Raw genomic sequence first — 15569 nt, 5'->3', positions numbered from 1 at the left:
CCCCTCCCTTACCAGACGTAGGCGAGAACTTCTCCGCCTACACCCTGCTTGTTGGCCTGGCGGTCGGTCAGCAGACCACCAGAGGTCGAAATGATGGCAACACCAAGGCCACCGAGCACCTTGGGGAGGTTCGTGGACTTCGCGTACACGCGGAGACCGGGCTTGGACACCCGGCGGAGGCCCGCGATGCTGCGCTCCCGGTTCGGGCCGTACTTCAGCTCGACCACCAGGTTCTTCGCGACGTCACCAGCCTCGTCGCGGTAGCTCGAGATGTAGCCCTCGCGCTTGAGGATCTCGGCGATGTTCGCCTTGAGCTTCGAGTGCGGCATCACGACCTTGTCGTGATAGGCCGAGTTCGCGTTGCGCAGACGAGTCAACATGTCTGCGATCGGATCGGTCATCGTCATGGTGACCTAGTCAACCTTTCTCACTGCGGTTCCCCAGCCCAGGGTCCGAGACGGTCGTGGGCAGGCCTACAGCGAAGTGGAAACGCTCTTTACCAGCTGGACTTGCTGACACCCGGCAGTTCGCCGCGGTGCGCCATCTCCCGGAGGCAGATCCGGCACAGGCCGAACTTGCGGAACACCGAGTGCGGACGCCCGCAGCGCTGGCAGCGGGTGTAACCCCGCACCTTGAACTTGGGCTTGGCGGCAGCCTTGTTGATCAATGCCTTCTTGGCCATCGACTCAGTTCTCCTTGAACGGGAAGCCCAGGAGCTTCAGCAGCGCCCGACCTTCATCGTCGGTGGTCGCGGTGGTGACGACCGTGATGTCCATGCCGCGCGGGCGGTCGATGGCGTCGGGGTCGATCTCGTGGAACATCGACTGCTCGTTGAGGCCGAAGGTGTAGTTCCCGTTGCCGTCGAACTGCTTCGGGGACAGACCGCGGAAGTCGCGGATGCGCGGCAGCGCGATCGTCAGCAGCCGGTCCAGGAACTCCCACATCCGGTCGCCGCGAAGCGTGGCGCGGGCGCCGATCGGCATGCCCTCGCGCAGCTTGAACTGCGCGATGGACTTGCGGGCGCGCCGGACCTCGGGACGCTGGCCGGTGATGATCGAGAGGTCGCGGACAGCGCCCTCGATCAGCTTGCCGTCACGGGCGGCGTCGCCGACACCCATGTTGACGACAACCTTCACCACGCCGGGGATCTGCATGACGTTGGCGTAGTCGAACTGCTTGTTCAGCTCGGCGGCGATTTCCTCGCGGTAGCGGGTCTTCAGCCGCGGGATGATCTTCTCAGCGGTGGTCATGTCAGATGTCCTTCCCGTTACGACGGGAAATGCGGACGCGCTTGCCCTCGTCGTTCGTCCGGTAGCCGATGCGGGACGGCTTGCCGTCCGCGTCGACGACCATCACGTTGGAGACGTGGATCAAGGCCTCCTGGGTCACGATGCCACCGGACTGCGCACCACGCTGGGTCTGCGAGATCCGGGTGTGCTTCTTGACCCTGGCCACGCCCTCGACCAGGACCTTGTTGGTGTCCGGGTGGGCCTGGATGACCTTGCCCTTGGCGCCCTTGTCCTTGCCGGCGATGACGACGACCGTGTCGCCCTTCTTGACCTTCATGGCTAGAGCACCTCCGGTGCCAGCGAGATGATCTTCATGAACTTCTTGTCGCGCAGCTCACGGCCGACCGGTCCGAAGATGCGGGTACCCCGCGGCTCGTTGTCCGGCTTGATGAGCACGGCGGCGTTCTCGTCGAACCGGATGTAGGAACCGTCGGGACGACGGCGCTCCTTCACGGTCCGAACGATGACGGCCTTGACGACATCGCCCTTCTTCACGTTGGCACCGGGGATGGCCTGCTTCACCGTCGCGACGATGATGTCCCCGATACCCGCGTAGCGGCGGCCCGAGCCACCGAGAACACGGATGCAAAGGATTTCCTTCGCACCGGTGTTGTCGGCGACGCGCAGCCGCGACTCCTGCTGGATCACTTACAACTCCTGACCATTCCTGGCCTGCCAGATTTCCGACCTGACAGGCTCGGTCCAACTAACTACTACTTGGCCTTCTCAAGGATCTCGACGAGCCGCCAGCGCTTGGTGGCGGACAGGGGACGCGTCTCCATGAGGCGAACGCGGTCACCCACACCGGCCGAGTTCTCCTCGTCGTGCACCTTCACCTTGGTGGTGGAGCGCAGGACCTTGGAGTACCTGGGGTGCTTCTTGCGGTCCTCGAGCGCGACCACGATCGTCTTGTCCATCTTGTCGCCTACGACGTAACCCTCGCGGACCTTGCGGTCGTTGCGGTCCTCGGTCGTGGCTTCGTTGCTTTCGGTCATGCCGCACCCTCACCAGTGGAGACCGCGTCGGGGGAAACCGAGAGACCGAGCTCCCGCTCCCGCATCACGGTGTAGATCCGGGCGATCTCGTGCCGGATCGTCCGCAGACGACGGTTGTTGTCGAGCTGCCCGGTGGCCATCTGGAAGCGGAGGTTGAACAGCTCCTCCTTCGCCTCCTTCAGGCGCAGCACGAGCTCCTCCTCGGTGAGCTCACGCAGCTCGGAAGCGGTGGTACCCGCTGCCATCAGAACTCACCACCCTCACGCGTAACGATGCGGCACTTCATCGGGAGCTTGTGGATCGCGCGGCGCAGTGCCTCACGTGCCACGGCTTCGTTCGGGAAGCTCATCTCGAAGAGCACCCGACCCGGCTTGATGTTGGCCACCCACCACTCCGGAGAACCCTTGCCGGAACCCATGCGGGTCTCGGCGGGCTTCTTCGTCAGCGGGCGGTCCGGGAAGATGTTGATCCAGACCTTGCCACCACGACGGATGTGCCTGTTGATGGCAATACGCGCGGACTCGATCTGCCTGTTGGTCACGTAGGCCGGCTCCAGAGCCTGGATGCCGAACTCACCGAAGGTGACCCTCGTGCCGCCCTTGGCAGCACCCGACCGACCGGGGTGGTGCTGCTTGCGGTGCTTAACCCTCCGCGGGATGAGCACGACTCAGCCCTCCGTCTTCTCTTCAGCGGCCGGGGCTGCCGGCGTCTCGCTGGCCTGTGCGTCGGCCGCGGCGCGCCCTGCCTCGGTGCTCGTCGGCGTGGTGCCGCTGGCACCCGAACGACGGGCCCGGTTCGGGCGGGCATCGCGGTCACGACGAGGCGCGCGGTCCGCCGACGGGGCGGCGTCGCGCTCACGCTTGGCGTTCAGACCACCGACGACGTCACCCTTGTAGATCCACACCTTCACGCCGATACGGCCGAACGTGGTGCGGGCCTCGAAGAAGCCGTAGTCGATGTCGGCGCGCAGCGTGTGCAGCGGCACCCGGCCATCGCGGTAGTGCTCGGAACGGGACATCTCGGCACCGCCGAGACGACCGCCGCACTGCACGCGGATGCCCTTGACCTGCGGGGAACGCATGGCCGACTGGATGGCCTTGCGCATCGCGCGCCGGAAGGCGACGCGGTTGGACAGCTGCTCGGCCACACCCTGTGCGACGAGCTGCGCGTCCGACTCGGGGTTCTTGACCTCGAGGATGTTCAGCTGCACCTGCTTCTTGGTGAGCTTCTCCAGCTCACCGCGGATGCGGTCGGCCTCGGCACCACGACGGCCGATGACGATGCCCGGCCGGGCGGTGAAGATGTCGACGCGAACGCGGTCACGAGTGCGCTCGATCTCCACCTTGGAGATGCCGGCACGCTCCATGCCACGGCCGAGCAGCTTGCGGATCTTGACATCCTCGGCCACGTACTCGGCGTACTGCTTATCGGCGTACCAGCGGGACTTCCAGTCAGTGGTGATCCCCAGCCGGAAGCCGTGCGGGTTGATCTTCTGACCCACTACCGGTTACTTCCCTTCGCGCTGGTCTTGCGAACCGCCTTGGGACGGGCTTCCGCCTTGGGACGGGACTCGACCTCGACGGTGATGTGACTCGTGCGCTTGCGGATCCGGTACGCGCGGCCCTGGGCCCGCGGACGGAAACGCTTCAGCGTCGGCCCCTCGTCCACGTAGACCTTGGACACCCAGAGGGTGGTCGGGTCCAGGGAGAGGTTGTTCTCGGCGTTGGCCACGGCGCTGGCGAGCACCTTCGCGACCGGCTCACTTGCCGCCTGAGGCGCGAACTGGAGCACGGCCAGGGCGTCGCTGGCGCTACGGCCCCTGATGAGCTCGATCACGCGACGCACCTTCATCGGCGTGTCGCGGACGTAGCGAGCCCGAGCCACGGCGCGCGGGTACTCCGGCGCACTGGCATCGTTGCGGGCGTTCATCGCTGCTTCCCCTTAGCTTCTTCCTAGTTCGTCGCCTAGCGGCGGCGCGACTTCCGGTCGTCCTTGATGTGGCCCTTGAAGGTGCGCGTCGGGGCGAACTCGCCCAGCTTGTGCCCAACCATGGCCTCGGTCACGAACACCGGGACGTGCTTCCGGCCGTCGTGCACCGCGAGGGTGTGCCCCAGCATGTCCGGAATGATCGTGGACCGGCGGGACCAGGTCTTGATGACGGTCTTCTTGCCCGACTCGTTGAGAACGTCCACCTTCTTGAGCAGGTGGTCGTCAACGAAGGGGCCCTTCTTAAGGCTGCGAGGCATCCTTCACTCCCTTCCTGCTCAGCGCTTCTTACCGGTGCGACGACGCCGGACGATGAGCTTGTCGCTTGGCTTGCGGCGGCGGGTGCGGCCTTCGGGCTTACCAGCCGGGTTGACCGGGTGGCGACCACCGGAGGTCTTGCCCTCACCACCACCGTGCGGGTGGTCGACCGGGTTCATGGCGACACCGCGGACGGTGGGCTTGCGGCCCTTCCACCTCATGCGGCCCGCCTTGCCCCAGTTGATGTTGTTGTGATCGGAGTTGCCGATCGCACCAACGGTGGCGCGGCAGCGCACGTCCACGTTGCGGATCTCACCCGAGGGGAGGCGCAGCTGGGCGTACGGGCCGTCCTTGGCCACGAGCTGAACGCTCACGCCCGCGGATCGGGCGATCTTCGCGCCGCCACCGGGGCGGAGCTCGATCGCGTGGATGACCGTACCGACCGGGATGTTGCGCAGGGGGAGGTTGTTGCCCGGCTTGATGTCAGCCTTGGGCCCGTTCTCCACCGTGTCGCCCTGGTGCAGCTTCTCCGGGGCGACGATGTAGCGCTTCTCGCCGTCGGCGTAGTGCAGCAGTGCGATGCGCGCCGTGCGGTTGGGGTCGTACTCGATGTGAGCGACCTTGGCCGGCACGCCGTCCTTGTCGGTGCGGCGGAAGTCGATCAAGCGGTAAGCCCGCTTGTGACCGCCACCCTTGTGCCTCGTGGTGATCTTGCCCGACGCGTTACGGCCACCTTTGCCGTGCAGCGGACGGACCAGCGACTTCTCCGGCGTCGACCGAGTGATCTCGGCGAAGTCGGAGACGCTCGCACCGCGACGACCGGGGGTCGTCGGCTTGTACTTGCGAATGCCCATCTCTACGCAGTCCTCGTCGTCATCAGGCGGCCGGGCCGCCGAAGATCTCGATCGGCTTGCTCTCGGCAGACAGCGTCACGATGGCGCGCTTGGTGTCCTTGCGCTTGCCAAAGCCGGACCGGGTGCGCTTGCGCTTGCCCTGCCGGTTGAGAGTGTTGACGCTGACGACCTTGACGCCGAAGACCTTCTCAACGGCAATCTTGATCTGAGTCTTGTTCGAGCCGGGTGCCACCACGAAGGTGTACTTGTTCTCCTCGAGCAGCCCGTAGGACTTCTCGGAGATCACCGGCGCGAGCAGGATGTCCCTGTGGTCGGGGATCACTTCGCGGCCTCCTCGGACACCTCGGAGGAACGGGCGACGGCCTTCGCGGAGCGGCCACGGGCCGGTCCGGCGACGAACACGTCGTACGCGTCCTTGGTGAACACCACGTCGTCGTTGACCAGCACGTCGTAGGTGTTGAGCTGGTCGGGCGCGATCACGTGCACACGGTCGAGGTTGCGCAGGCTGACCCACGAGACCTCGTCGGTGCGGTTGAGCACGACCAGAACGCGGCGTGCCTCCGTAACCGACTCCAGCAGCTTGCGGGCGGTCTTGGTGGAGGGGGTGTCCCCGTTCACCAGAGCGCTCACGATGTGCAGCTGGCCGGCGCGGGCCCGGTCGGAGAGGGCACCGCGGAGAGCGGCGGCCTTCATCTTCTTGGGCGTCCGCTGGGTGTAGTCGCGCGGCTGCGGGCCGTGCGAGATACCGCCACCGGCGAACTGGGGCGAACGGGTCGAGCCCTGGCGGGCGCGGCCGGTGCCCTTCTGCCGGTACGGCTTCTTGCCGCCACCGGAGACCTCGCCGCGGGTCTTCGTGCTGTGCGTGCCCTGGCGGGCAGCGGCCCGCTGGGCGACGACGACCTGGTGCAGCAGCGAGATGTTCGCCTGCGCGTCGAAGATCTCGGCGGGCAGTTCGACGCTGCCGTCGGTCTTGCCGTCCGGCGTGTGCACCTCAACGGTGTTCGTCATCAGGCACCACCCTTCGCAGCGCTCTTGATGAACACCACACCGCCCTTGGGACCGGGAACCGCGCCCTTGATGAGCAGCAGCCCCGCCTCGGCGTCGATGCGGTGCACGGTCAGGTTCTGAGTGGTCACGCGCTCGTGGCCCATGCGGCCAGCCATGCGGACACCCTTGAACACGCGACCGGGCGTGGCGCAGCCGCCGATGGAACCCGGCGAGCGGTGCTTGCGCTGGGTGCCGTGGCTCGCGCCGAGGCCCTTGAAGCCGTGGCGCTTCATGACGCCCGCGGTGCCCTTGCCCTTGCTGGTGCCGCTGATGTCGACCACTGCGCCGGCCTCGAACACCTCTGCGGTGAGCTCTTGGCCGACCTGGTACTCGGTGGCGTCCGTGGTGCGCAGCTCGGCCAAGTGGCGGCGTGGCGTCGCGCCAGCCTTGGCGAAGTGGCCCGTCACGGGCTTGTTGACCTTGCGCGGGTCGATAGCGCCAAAGGCCAGCTGCACAGCCGTGTAGCCGTCGATTTCTTGGGTTCGCACCTGGGTGACCACGTTCGGCTCGGCCCTGACGACGGTAACCGGAACGATCCGGTTGTTCTCGTCGAAGACCTGAGTCATGCCGAGCTTGGTGCCCAGGAGCCCCTTAACCTGCCTGTCAGACATGGGTCTCGTTACTCTCCGCCCCAAATGGGATCAACACTGCCGCGTCCACTTACTGAATGTTGACGTCGACGCTCGCCGGCAGGTCGATGCGCATGAGCGCGTCCACCGTCTTCGGCGTCGGGTCGAGGATGTCGATCAGACGCTTGTGCGTGCGCATCTCGAAGTGCTCGCGCGAGTCCTTGTACTTGTGCGGCGAGCGGATGACGCAGTAAACGTTCTTCTCAGTGGGCAGCGGCACAGGCCCGACGACCCGAGCGCCGGTGCGCGTCACGGTCTCGACGATCTTGCGCGCGGACGCGTCGATCGCCTCGTGGTCGTAGGCCTTGAGCCGGATGCGGATCTTCTGTCCCGCCATAGTGGCTTGCCGTTCCTCTGCTTCTCGTACCGCTGCGGTGCGGTGCCTAATGGGGGTCACTGGGGACCCTTGGCGCGCTCCGCCCCTGTTCAAATGTCACGGTGCCCGGTCCACGCGGTCGGGCGTGTCGCGCCCGATGCATAAGCCGGTCCCACTGAGATGACTCCGTGGGATGGGTCTTGCCTGACCCGCAGCACCCTGATCAGCCAGCGGGGTTAACCGATGTCCAATGACTCAGGGCGCGGACCGCTCGTGACGGGGCGGCCGAATTCGGATGAACGCGGCCGCCCCGACGAGCAACCCGTTAAGAATGCCACACCGGGGTGCGGCACTCCAAATCGGGGTCTGGAATTAGACCAGGATCACTTACTTGATGATCTTGGTGACGGAACCCGCACCGACGGTGCGGCCACCCTCGCGGATGGCGAAGCGCAGACCCTCGTCCATGGCGATCGGCTGGATCAGCTTGACCGACATACCGGTGGTGTCACCCGGCATGACCATCTCGGTGCCCTCGGGGAGGTCGACGACGCCGGTCACGTCCGTGGTGCGGAAGTAGAACTGCGGACGGTAGTTGTTGAAGAACGGCGTGTGGCGGCCACCCTCGTCCTTCGAGAGGATGTACACCTGCGCCTCGAACTCGGTGTGCGGGGTGGTGGTGCCCGGCTTCACGATGACCATGCCGCGCTCCACCTCCTCGCGCTTGATGCCGCGGAGCAGCAGCGCGGCGTTGTCGCCCGCGCGGCCCTCGTCGAGGAACTTCTTGAACATCTCGATCGAGGTGACCGTGGTCTTGCGCGAGGTCTCGCGGATACCGACGATCTCGATCTCCTCGTTGACCTTGAGGATGCCCCGCTCGATGCGACCGGTCACCACGGTGCCGCGGCCGGTGATCGTGAAGACGTCCTCGACGGGCATGAGGAACGGGCGGTCGACCTCGCGCTCGGGCTCGGGGATGCTCTCGTCCACCGCGTCCATGAGACCGATGAGCTTCTCGCCCCACTCGGCGTCGCCCTCGAGGGCCTTCAGCGCGGAGACGCGGACCACGGGGAGGTCGTCGCCCGGGAACTCGTACTCGCTGAGCAGCTCGCGGACCTCGAGCTCGACGAGCTCCAGGATCTCCTCGTCGTCCACCATGTCGGCCTTGTTCAGCGCGACGACGATGTAGGGCACGCCGACCTGGCGGGCCAGGAGCACGTGCTCCTTGGTCTGCGGCATCGGGCCGTCGGTCGCGGCCACGACCAGGATGGCGCCGTCCATCTGCGCCGCACCCGTGATCATGTTCTTGATGTAGTCCGCGTGACCGGGGCAGTCGACGTGCGCGTAGTGGCGCTTCTCGGTCTGGTACTCGATGTGAGCGATCGAGATCGTGATGCCGCGCTGCTTCTCTTCCGGCGCCTTGTCGATCTGGTCGAACGCGGAAGCCTGGTTCAGGTCCGGGAACTTGTCGTGCAGGACCTTGGAAATTGCAGCAGTCAGCGTGGTCTTGCCATGGTCGATGTGACCGATGGTGCCGATGTTGACGTGCGGCTTCGTCCGCTCGAACTTCGCCTTCGCCACTGGATTGTCCTCCTGGACTTCGTATTGCTCGTCCGGCGGGCGGTGTCCCACCCGCCGGACTACACGTCAGGGTCGATTGTGCGGACCCCAGGGAGACCCCCGGAGAGCCCGCTAGAACTGCGGTGCTCCGGTTTGGGTTACTCGCCCGTCGCCTTCGCGATGATTTCCTTCGCGACGTTCGTGGGAACTTCGGCGTAGGAGTCGAACACCATCGAGTAGTTCGCGCGACCCTGGGTGCGAGACCGCAGGTCGCCGACGTACCCGAACATTTCCGACAGCGGAACCAGCGCCTTGACGATGCGGGCGCCGCTGCGCTCCTCCATGGCCTGGATCTGGCCACGACGGGAGTTCAAGTCACCGATGACGTCGCCCATGTAGTCCTCGGGCGTGGTCACCTCGACCGCCATAACCGGCTCGAGGAGCACGGGGTTGGCCTTCCGGGCGGCTTCCTTGAGCGCGATGGATCCCGCGATCTTGAACGCCATCTCGGAGGAGTCGACCTCGTGGTACGCACCGTCGAGCAGGGTCAGCTTGATGCCCACCAGCGGGTAACCCGCCAGCACGCCGTACTGCATGGCGTCCTGGGCGCCCGCGTCCACCGAGGGGATGTACTCCCTGGGGATGCGACCACCGGTGACCTTGTTGTCGAACTCGTAGAGCGCACCGTCGGTGCTCTCCAGAGGCGACAGGGTGATGAGGATCTTGGCGAACTGGCCGGAGCCACCGGTCTGCTTCTTGTGCGTGTAGGAGTACTTCTCCACGGTGCCGCGGATGGTCTCCCGGTACGCGACCTGGGGCTTGCCGATGTTGGCTTCGACCTTGTAGTCCGACTTCATGCGGTTGACGAGCACCTCGAGGTGCAGCTCGCCCATGCCCGCGATGATCGTCTGACCCGTTTCCTCGTCCAGCTGGACCTGGAAGGTCGGGTCCTCCTCGGCCAGCTTCTGGATCGCCGTGCCCAGCTTCTCCTGGTCGGCCTTCGTCTTCGGCTCGATCGCCACCCGGATGACCGGGTCGGGGAACGTCATCGACTCGAGGACGATCGGGTTGGCCGGGTCGGACAGCGTCTCGCCGGTGGTGGTCTCCTTGAGACCGATCACGGCGTAGATGTGGCCTGCCTGGGCCTCGTCGACCGGCTGCTCCTTGTTGGCGTGCATCTGGAAGAGCTTCCCGATGCGCTCCTTGCGGTCCTTGGTCGAGTTGATGACCTGGGTGCCAGCGGAGAGCTTGCCGGAGTAGACCCGGATGTAGGTCAGCTTGCCGAAGAACGGGTGCGCGGCGATCTTGAAGGCGAGGGCCGCGAACGGCTCTTCCTTCGAGGGCTTGCGGGACGCCGGGGTGACGCCGTCCTGCAGGGTGCCCTCGACCGGCGGCACGTCGAGCGGCGACGGCAGGTAGTCGATGACCGCGTCGAGCATGGGCTGGACGCCCTTGTTCTTGAACGCGGAGCCGCAGAGGACCGGGTACGCCGAGCGGTTGGTCACGATCCGGCGGATGCCGGTCTTGATCTGCTCGACGGACAGCTCCTCGCCCGCGAGGTACAGCTCCATCAGGTCGTCGTCGGTCTCGGCGACGGCCTCGATGAGCTTCTCGCGGAACTCGGCCACCTTGTCGGCGAGGTCGGCCGGGATCTCCTCGACCGTGTAGTCCTCACCCTTCTCCACCTCGCCGCGCCACGTGAGCGCGCGCATCTCGACCAGGTCGACGACTCCGATGAAGTCGCTCTCCGAGCCGATGGGGAGCTGGATCGGCAGCGGCTTGGCGCCGAGCCGCTCCTGGATGGTGCGCACGGTGAAGTAGAAGTCGGCGCCCAGCTTGTCCATCTTGTTGACGAAGCAGATGCGGGGCACGTCGTACTTGGTCGCCTGCCGCCAGACCTGCTCGGACTGGGGCTCGACGCCTTCCTTGCCGTCGAACACGGCAACGGCGCCATCGAGAACGCGCAGCGAACGCTCGACCTCGACCGTGAAGTCCACGTGGCCCGGCGTGTCGATGATGTTGATCTGGTGGTCTTTCCAGAAGCAGGTCGTCGCGGCGGACGTGATCGTGATGCCGCGCTTCTGCTCCTCCTCCATCCAGTCCATCGTCGCAGCGCCGTCGTGCACTTCGCCGATCTTGTAGCTCTTCCCCGTGTAGAAGAGGATTCGCTCGGTCGTCGTGGTCTTGCCCGCGTCGATGTGCGCCATGATCCCGATGTTGCGGACCTTGGCCAGATCGGTGAGCACTTCCTGTGCCACGGGTGTCTTCCCCTGTCTTTGAGCAGCTGGTAGCAGCGCTCGCCTAGGGCTGGGAGAGCCCGACCCGCCGTTGCGGGCCGGGCATCACATCACCAGCGGTAGTGAGCGAAGGCCTTGTTGGACTCGGCCATCTTGTGCGTGTCCTCGCGACGCTTGACGCTCGCGCCGAGGCCGTTGCTCGCGTCGAGCAGCTCGTTCATCAGGCGCTCGACCATCGTCTTCTCACGGCGCTGCCGGGAGAAGGTGATCAGCCAGCGGAGCGCCAGCGTGGTGGAACGCGACGGACGGACCTCGACCGGCACCTGGTAGGTGGCGCCACCGACACGGCGGCTGCGCACCTCGAGGGTCGGCTTCACGTTGTCCAGCGCGCGCTTCAGCGTGACGACCGGGTCGGTGCCGGTCTTCTCGCGAGCACCCTCGAGCGCTTCGTAGACGATCTTCTCGGCGACCGAGCGCTTGCCGTCGACCAGCACCTTGTTGATGAGCTGGGTCACCAGCGGAGAGCTGTAGACCGGGTCGGAGATCAGCGGCCGCTTCGGGGCCGGTCCCTTGCGGGGCATTAGCTCTTCTCCTTCTTCGCGCCGTAACGGCTGCGAGCCTGCTTGCGGTTCTTCACGCCCTGGGTGTCCAGGGAACCGCGGATGATCTTGTAGCGAACACCCGGCAGGTCCTTCACACGACCGCCGCGCACGAGCACCATCGAGTGCTCCTGCAGGTTGTGGCCCTCACCAGGGATGTACGCGGTGACCTCGATGCCGCTGGTCAGCTTCACGCGGGCAACCTTGCGGAGCGCCGAGTTGGGCTTCTTCGGGGTCGTGGTGTAGACGCGGGTGCACACACCGCGCCGCTGCGGGCTCCCCTTGAGGGCCGCGGTCTTCTGCTTGGCGACCTTGTCAGTGCGGCCCTTGCGGACCAGCTGCTGGATCGTTGGCATACGCCGGCTGCTTCTTCCGTTGTTGCGTCTCGTCAAGCGGTCTGGCGAGCTCTGTTTACTTGATCCCTCTCTGCACCCGAGGTCGGGCGTGTCGCCCGGATCCCAAGGTCCGCGGGTAACACCGCAGGTGTTCCAGCGAGTGGAGGACACCGGTGCTTCAGGCAAACCGGCACCGCATCTGACCTGCGGCGCTGGTGCATAGGCACACGGAGCGGCCCGACATGGGTCGGGCACGAGTACCAAAGATACCTCTCCTCGTCTACCCGGGTCAAAACGGGGGTCGCACGGGGTCCGACCCGGTACACAGGGACTTCGCGACGAAGAGACCTGCGGAGGACGTTCGGTGCCCCAGCGGCTGACACGCCGGATCCGGCAAGTGGCCACCATCACCACGGTGCTCCTCACCACCGCCCTCTGCTACTGGTCGTGGCCACGCGAGCCGGAAGTCGGCGGCTGCGCCGCCATCAACGACCAGGCGGAGCTCACCACCACCGACTGCACCTCCCCAACCGCCCTCTACCGCCTCGCCAAACACGCCCGCCGCACCCACGGCTGCCCACCCGGCGACTACCTCCCCATCCCCCGCCGCGGCGGCCGCCACCACAGCGGCAGCCTCGCCTGCTACACCCTCGTGGTCCACAAAGGCGACTGCCTGACCACCAAAGGCACCACCACCAAACGCACACCGTGCGCCACCGCAGACCTCAAAGTCGACGCCGTCCTAACCGACCACACCGACAAACACACCTGCCCTGACCCCACCAAATCCCTGCACTACTCCGACCCCACCACCACCATCTGCCTCTCCAAGCCCTAACAACGGAGCGACCACCCCACCCCGATGGGCGAAGCCCGCCAGCGCGCATCCGGCGCGAAGCGCCTGGGGCCTTGTCCGACGCGCAGCGAGGATGCCTTGTCGGGCGGAGCCCGATGCCTTGCTGGCGAAGCCAGGCCCCCTCCCGCCCCCGATACACAGCGCCCTCCTGCCCTGCCCCGTCTTGTCAAGATGGCTTTATCGTCTTGACAAGACGGGGCAGGGCATTGAGACAATCGCGCGCCGGGGGCCGGGCTACTCCAGGGGCGGGCACAACCCCACCGACAGCCGGGCATCACCAGAGATGAGCACAACCCCACCGGCCAAGACCCCACCAAACACCCCCTCAAGCAACCACCTCCACCCTCCTCCCCGCCCAAACCCCCGTCCCCACCACAACCGCCAACCCCACCAACAACAACCCCACCCCCACCATCGCCCCGACCCCCGGCACCTGCCCCAACCACAACCAGGCGATCACCCCCGCCCCAGGAACCTCCAACAGGATCAGCAAGCTCACCGTCCCCGCCGACACCTTCTGCAGCGCGTAGCTGAACATCGAGTGCCCCAGCAGCTGCGCCCCCACCGCCAGCCCCGCGATCGCCGCCCACGTCCCCGCGTCGAACCCCACCAGCGGCACCCCGAACACCAGGCACCCCACCAGCAGCAGCACCGCGCACACCGAGTAGCAGACCAGCGTGTAAGTCGTGGTCGTCACCGATACCCGCGCCCGCTCCCCCAGCGCCGTGTACACGGCCGCCATCGCCCCACCGGCCAACGCCAGCAGGTCCCCCCACAACGCGGGCCCGGCCACGCTGAAGTCCGCCCCGGTGGCCACGGCCACCCCGACGACCGCGAGCAGGATCCCGACCCACGTCGCCACGGGCTGCCGACGCCCCTGCCACCGCGCGATCAGCCCCTGCCACACCGGCTGGGTGGCCACCAGCGCCGTCGCGGTGGCCACCGACGTCAGCTGGGTGCTCGGCATCCACGTCGCGAAGTGCGCCGCCAGCGCCACCCCGGCGAGCGCGCTGTAGCGCCCTTCCCGCCGCCCCACCACCTGCCGCAGCTCGGCTCCGCGCCGCACCAGCGTGAACGGCCCGAGCACCCCCACGGCCAGTCCGGTGCGCCAGAACGCCATGGCGAGGGCCGGGGCGGCGGCGAAGGCGATGAGCGGACCGGAAGACGAGACGGCGACGAGGGCGACGCCGATCGCTACTGCCGTGAAGGGGTCGACACGTTGGTGCACGTGCCCCATCCTCACCCGCTCCGGCCGACTTCCGCGGGTGGGCATGGCCACAGCCCACCAGGTGATTCACTGGTGCGGTGACCGATGACCTCGTCGCGGCGATGGCCGCGCTCGTGCCGGACGGCGTCGACCCCGTGGTGCTCGCGGTGCGCGGCGACGTCGTGGTGATCCGGGTCGGGGAGGTCGTGGTCAAGGCGCACGAGCCCGGCGCGGACCCGGCGGTGCTGGGCGCGCGGATGCGGCTGGCCGGGGACCCGCGGCTGAGCGGGTTGCTGCTGCCGCCGTTGGACGTGTCCCCCGTGCTGGTCCACGGCCGGGTGGTGACGACGTGGCCGTTGGGGCGGCCGGTGCCCGAGCGGGATCCGGAGACGGCGCCGCTGGAGGAGGCGGCGCGGCTGCTGGCCGCGCTGCACGAGTTCAAGCCCGCGGACTTCGCCGGTGTGCAGCCGCCGTCGGGGGCGCCGCACCGGTTCGCCCGGACCGTGGCCGACCTGCGGGCGTCCGGGCTCGGTGGCGACGCCCGGAAGGTGCTGCGGGCCTTCGCGACGCTGCCGCCGGTCGACGCGCCCGCGCACCTCGCGGTGTGCCACGGCGACTGGCACCTCGGGCAGATGGTCGAGGCGGGCGGGTGGCGGCTGATCGACGTGGACGACCTCGGCGTGGGCGACCCGGCGTGGGACCTGGCCCGGCCCGCGGCGCTGCACGCAGCCGGGGTGCTGGACGCGGAGACGTGGGGGCGGTTCCTGGACGCCTACACCGCGGCGGGCGGGGCGGCGGTGTCGGCGGTCGACCCGTGGGCGGCGCTGGACGTGCCGGCGCGCGCCCTGGTCGTGCAGATGGCGGCGCGTGCCCTGTTGGCTTCGCAGCGCGACGGGAAGCCGCTGGACGAGGCGCAGGAAGCGCTGGTGGAGTCCTGCGATCGGATCGTCTCGGCACATCCCCACATGGCTCGCGGCTAATATCGGACCAATCGCCGAAGCGGCGTGTACGAGCAGGAGGCCCACACGATGCAGTGTCCGAAGTGTCACGCGAACATGCGCACCTACGACCGCATGGGGGTGCACATCGACCAGTGCGATGGCTGCCGCGGCGTGTTCCTCGACTACGGCGAGCTGGAGGCGATCACCCGTCTGGAGACCCAGATGGCCGCTCCCCCGCCCCCGCCCCCCGCTGCCTACCCGCCGCCCGGCTACGCCCAGCCCGCTCCCGCGTGGGGCGCGCCGCAGGTGCACTACGGCCACCACGGCCACCGTCGCAAGCACGGCGGCCTCGCGGGTCTCTTCTACTCCTCCTGACCTCCGCGGGAACGGCTCCGGAGCACCGGCTCCGGGGCCGCTTCCCGCTGTTGCGACTACCGAGAAACTAGGCAATACTTGGTAG

Annotated in this window: 24 protein-coding genes; 3 read left to right on the top strand and 21 right to left on the bottom strand. The window is 67.2% G+C overall.

What is annotated here, in order from left to right; all coding sequences use genetic code 11:
- Window positions 1-8: 8 nt before the first annotated feature.
- From rpsH to rpsL, 20 genes are all read right to left on the bottom strand, one after another.
- Entirely contained in the window at window positions 9-407 is a 399-nt protein-coding gene (rpsH, locus tag CLV43_RS11685) for a 30S ribosomal protein S8 (protein ID WP_106187123.1), read from the bottom strand.
- Between the two features lie 89 nt (window positions 408-496).
- Window positions 497-682: a type Z 30S ribosomal protein S14 gene (locus CLV43_RS11680; protein WP_053715226.1), complete on the bottom strand. Its 186-nt coding sequence runs from the start codon at window positions 680-682 to the stop codon at window positions 497-499.
- A 4-nt stretch (window positions 683-686) separates the two neighbouring features.
- Complete coding sequence (gene rplE, locus CLV43_RS11675; protein WP_106187122.1) at window positions 687-1250, bottom strand: 50S ribosomal protein L5; 564 nt, start codon at window positions 1248-1250, stop codon at window positions 687-689.
- Window position 1251: 1 nt separating this feature from the next.
- A complete protein-coding gene (gene rplX, locus CLV43_RS11670) occupies window positions 1252-1566 on the bottom strand; it encodes a 50S ribosomal protein L24 (RefSeq protein WP_106187121.1) in 315 nt (104 codons plus the stop codon).
- A gap of 2 nt (window positions 1567-1568) precedes the next feature.
- Window positions 1569-1937: a 50S ribosomal protein L14 gene (rplN, locus tag CLV43_RS11665; protein WP_106187120.1), complete on the bottom strand. Its 369-nt coding sequence runs from the start codon at window positions 1935-1937 to the stop codon at window positions 1569-1571.
- Between the two features lie 65 nt (window positions 1938-2002).
- Window positions 2003-2284 (bottom strand): 30S ribosomal protein S17, encoded by a 282-nt coding sequence (gene rpsQ / locus CLV43_RS11660; protein WP_106187119.1) that lies wholly within the window; start codon window positions 2282-2284, stop codon window positions 2003-2005.
- Window positions 2281-2529, bottom strand: a complete 249-nt coding sequence (gene rpmC, locus CLV43_RS11655) for a 50S ribosomal protein L29 (RefSeq protein ID WP_106187118.1) — start codon at window positions 2527-2529, stop codon at window positions 2281-2283. The genes rpsQ and rpmC overlap by 4 nt, the downstream gene beginning before the upstream one ends.
- Window positions 2529-2948 carry a 50S ribosomal protein L16 gene (gene rplP, locus CLV43_RS11650; protein ID WP_106187117.1) on the bottom strand — a complete coding sequence of 140 codons (420 nt, stop codon included), beginning with the start codon at window positions 2946-2948 and terminating at the stop codon, window positions 2529-2531. The genes rpmC and rplP overlap by 1 nt, the downstream gene beginning before the upstream one ends.
- 3 nt (window positions 2949-2951) lie before the next feature.
- Window positions 2952-3785: a 30S ribosomal protein S3 gene (gene rpsC, locus CLV43_RS11645; protein ID WP_106187116.1), complete on the bottom strand. Its 834-nt coding sequence runs from the start codon at window positions 3783-3785 to the stop codon at window positions 2952-2954.
- Window positions 3785-4213, bottom strand: a complete 429-nt coding sequence (gene rplV, locus CLV43_RS11640; protein WP_106187115.1) for a 50S ribosomal protein L22 — start codon at window positions 4211-4213, stop codon at window positions 3785-3787. Before rplV ends, rpsC begins: the two co-directional genes overlap by 1 nt.
- A gap of 35 nt (window positions 4214-4248) precedes the next feature.
- The gene (rpsS, locus tag CLV43_RS11635; RefSeq protein ID WP_086669030.1) at window positions 4249-4530 is read right to left on the bottom strand and encodes a 30S ribosomal protein S19; all 282 of its coding nucleotides are present in this window, start codon (window positions 4528-4530) and stop codon (window positions 4249-4251) included.
- A gap of 18 nt (window positions 4531-4548) precedes the next feature.
- Window positions 4549-5382, bottom strand: a complete 834-nt coding sequence (rplB, locus tag CLV43_RS11630) for a 50S ribosomal protein L2 (protein ID WP_106187114.1) — start codon at window positions 5380-5382, stop codon at window positions 4549-4551.
- A 22-nt stretch (window positions 5383-5404) separates the two neighbouring features.
- The gene (gene rplW, locus CLV43_RS11625) at window positions 5405-5704 is read right to left on the bottom strand and encodes a 50S ribosomal protein L23 (RefSeq protein ID WP_106187113.1); all 300 of its coding nucleotides are present in this window, start codon (window positions 5702-5704) and stop codon (window positions 5405-5407) included.
- A complete protein-coding gene (rplD, locus tag CLV43_RS11620) occupies window positions 5701-6390 on the bottom strand; it encodes a 50S ribosomal protein L4 (RefSeq protein WP_106187112.1) in 690 nt (229 codons plus the stop codon). The genes rplW and rplD overlap by 4 nt, the downstream gene beginning before the upstream one ends.
- Window positions 6390-7040 (bottom strand): 50S ribosomal protein L3, encoded by a 651-nt coding sequence (gene rplC / locus CLV43_RS11615; RefSeq protein WP_106187111.1) that lies wholly within the window; start codon window positions 7038-7040, stop codon window positions 6390-6392. Before rplC ends, rplD begins: the two co-directional genes overlap by 1 nt.
- A gap of 49 nt (window positions 7041-7089) precedes the next feature.
- Complete coding sequence (gene rpsJ / locus CLV43_RS11610; RefSeq protein WP_003938093.1) at window positions 7090-7395, bottom strand: 30S ribosomal protein S10; 306 nt, start codon at window positions 7393-7395, stop codon at window positions 7090-7092.
- A gap of 366 nt (window positions 7396-7761) precedes the next feature.
- Window positions 7762-8955 carry an elongation factor Tu gene (tuf, locus tag CLV43_RS11605; protein ID WP_106187110.1) on the bottom strand — a complete coding sequence of 398 codons (1194 nt, stop codon included), beginning with the start codon at window positions 8953-8955 and terminating at the stop codon, window positions 7762-7764.
- A gap of 137 nt (window positions 8956-9092) precedes the next feature.
- Window positions 9093-11192 (bottom strand): elongation factor G, encoded by a 2100-nt coding sequence (gene fusA, locus CLV43_RS11600; RefSeq protein WP_106187109.1) that lies wholly within the window; start codon window positions 11190-11192, stop codon window positions 9093-9095.
- 89 nt (window positions 11193-11281) lie between these two features.
- A complete protein-coding gene (rpsG, locus tag CLV43_RS11595) occupies window positions 11282-11752 on the bottom strand; it encodes a 30S ribosomal protein S7 (RefSeq protein ID WP_106187108.1) in 471 nt (156 codons plus the stop codon).
- Window positions 11752-12126: a 30S ribosomal protein S12 gene (rpsL, locus tag CLV43_RS11590; RefSeq protein WP_090015396.1), complete on the bottom strand. Its 375-nt coding sequence runs from the start codon at window positions 12124-12126 to the stop codon at window positions 11752-11754. Before rpsL ends, rpsG begins: the two co-directional genes overlap by 1 nt.
- Window positions 12127-12502: 376 nt before the next feature.
- Between rpsL and CLV43_RS11585 the strand changes: the two genes are divergently transcribed.
- Complete coding sequence (locus tag CLV43_RS11585; RefSeq protein WP_170155807.1) at window positions 12503-12943, top strand: LppU/SCO3897 family protein; 441 nt, start codon at window positions 12503-12505, stop codon at window positions 12941-12943.
- Between the two features lie 343 nt (window positions 12944-13286).
- Here the strand turns inward: CLV43_RS11585 and CLV43_RS11580 are convergent, their stop codons facing one another.
- The gene (locus CLV43_RS11580; protein ID WP_211304329.1) at window positions 13287-14189 is read right to left on the bottom strand and encodes a DMT family transporter; all 903 of its coding nucleotides are present in this window, start codon (window positions 14187-14189) and stop codon (window positions 13287-13289) included.
- A 77-nt stretch (window positions 14190-14266) separates the two neighbouring features.
- On the opposite strand from CLV43_RS11580, the gene CLV43_RS11575 reads away from it, so the two are divergent.
- Window positions 14267-15148, top strand: coding sequence for a phosphotransferase family protein (locus tag CLV43_RS11575; RefSeq protein WP_211304328.1), 882 nt, complete (start codon window positions 14267-14269; stop codon window positions 15146-15148).
- A gap of 48 nt (window positions 15149-15196) precedes the next feature.
- Window positions 15197-15484, top strand: coding sequence for a TFIIB-type zinc ribbon-containing protein (locus CLV43_RS11570; RefSeq protein WP_106187549.1), 288 nt, complete (start codon window positions 15197-15199; stop codon window positions 15482-15484).
- The last annotated feature ends 85 nt before the right edge of the window (window positions 15485-15569 follow it).

This window comes from Umezawaea tangerina, from assembly GCF_003002815.1.
GTDB lineage: Bacteria > Actinomycetota > Actinomycetes > Mycobacteriales > Pseudonocardiaceae > Umezawaea > Umezawaea tangerina.
The sequence above is the reverse complement of the archived record's forward strand: the minus strand, read 5'-3'. Positions and strand labels throughout refer to the sequence as shown.

What these genes read in the sequence shown, in the direction of transcription:
- rpsH (WP_106187123.1), bottom strand. Translation starts at nt 407, where the DNA reads ATGACGATGACCGATCCGATCGCAGACATGTTGACTCGTCTGCGCAAC.
- CLV43_RS11680 (WP_053715226.1), bottom strand. Translation starts at nt 682, where the DNA reads ATGGCCAAGAAGGCATTGATCAACAAGGCTGCCGCCAAGCCCAAGTTC.
- rplE (WP_106187122.1), bottom strand. Translation starts at nt 1,250, where the DNA reads ATGACCACCGCTGAGAAGATCATCCCGCGGCTGAAGACCCGCTACCGC.
- rplX (WP_106187121.1), bottom strand. Translation starts at nt 1,566, where the DNA reads ATGAAGGTCAAGAAGGGCGACACGGTCGTCGTCATCGCCGGCAAGGAC.
- rpsQ (WP_106187119.1), bottom strand. Translation starts at nt 2,284, where the DNA reads ATGACCGAAAGCAACGAAGCCACGACCGAGGACCGCAACGACCGCAAG.
- rpmC (WP_106187118.1), bottom strand. Translation starts at nt 2,529, where the DNA reads ATGGCAGCGGGTACCACCGCTTCCGAGCTGCGTGAGCTCACCGAGGAG.
- rplV (WP_106187115.1), bottom strand. Translation starts at nt 4,213, where the DNA reads ATGAACGCCCGCAACGATGCCAGTGCGCCGGAGTACCCGCGCGCCGTG.
- rpsS (WP_086669030.1), bottom strand. Translation starts at nt 4,530, where the DNA reads ATGCCTCGCAGCCTTAAGAAGGGCCCCTTCGTTGACGACCACCTGCTC.
- rplB (WP_106187114.1), bottom strand. Translation starts at nt 5,382, where the DNA reads ATGGGCATTCGCAAGTACAAGCCGACGACCCCCGGTCGTCGCGGTGCG.
- rplD (WP_106187112.1), bottom strand. Translation starts at nt 6,390, where the DNA reads ATGACGAACACCGTTGAGGTGCACACGCCGGACGGCAAGACCGACGGC.
- rplC (WP_106187111.1), bottom strand. Translation starts at nt 7,040, where the DNA reads ATGTCTGACAGGCAGGTTAAGGGGCTCCTGGGCACCAAGCTCGGCATG.
- rpsJ (WP_003938093.1), bottom strand. Translation starts at nt 7,395, where the DNA reads ATGGCGGGACAGAAGATCCGCATCCGGCTCAAGGCCTACGACCACGAG.
- rpsG (WP_106187108.1), bottom strand. Translation starts at nt 11,752, where the DNA reads ATGCCCCGCAAGGGACCGGCCCCGAAGCGGCCGCTGATCTCCGACCCG.
- rpsL (WP_090015396.1), bottom strand. Translation starts at nt 12,126, where the DNA reads ATGCCAACGATCCAGCAGCTGGTCCGCAAGGGCCGCACTGACAAGGTC.
- CLV43_RS11570 (WP_106187549.1), top strand. Translation starts at nt 15,197, where the DNA reads ATGCAGTGTCCGAAGTGTCACGCGAACATGCGCACCTACGACCGCATG.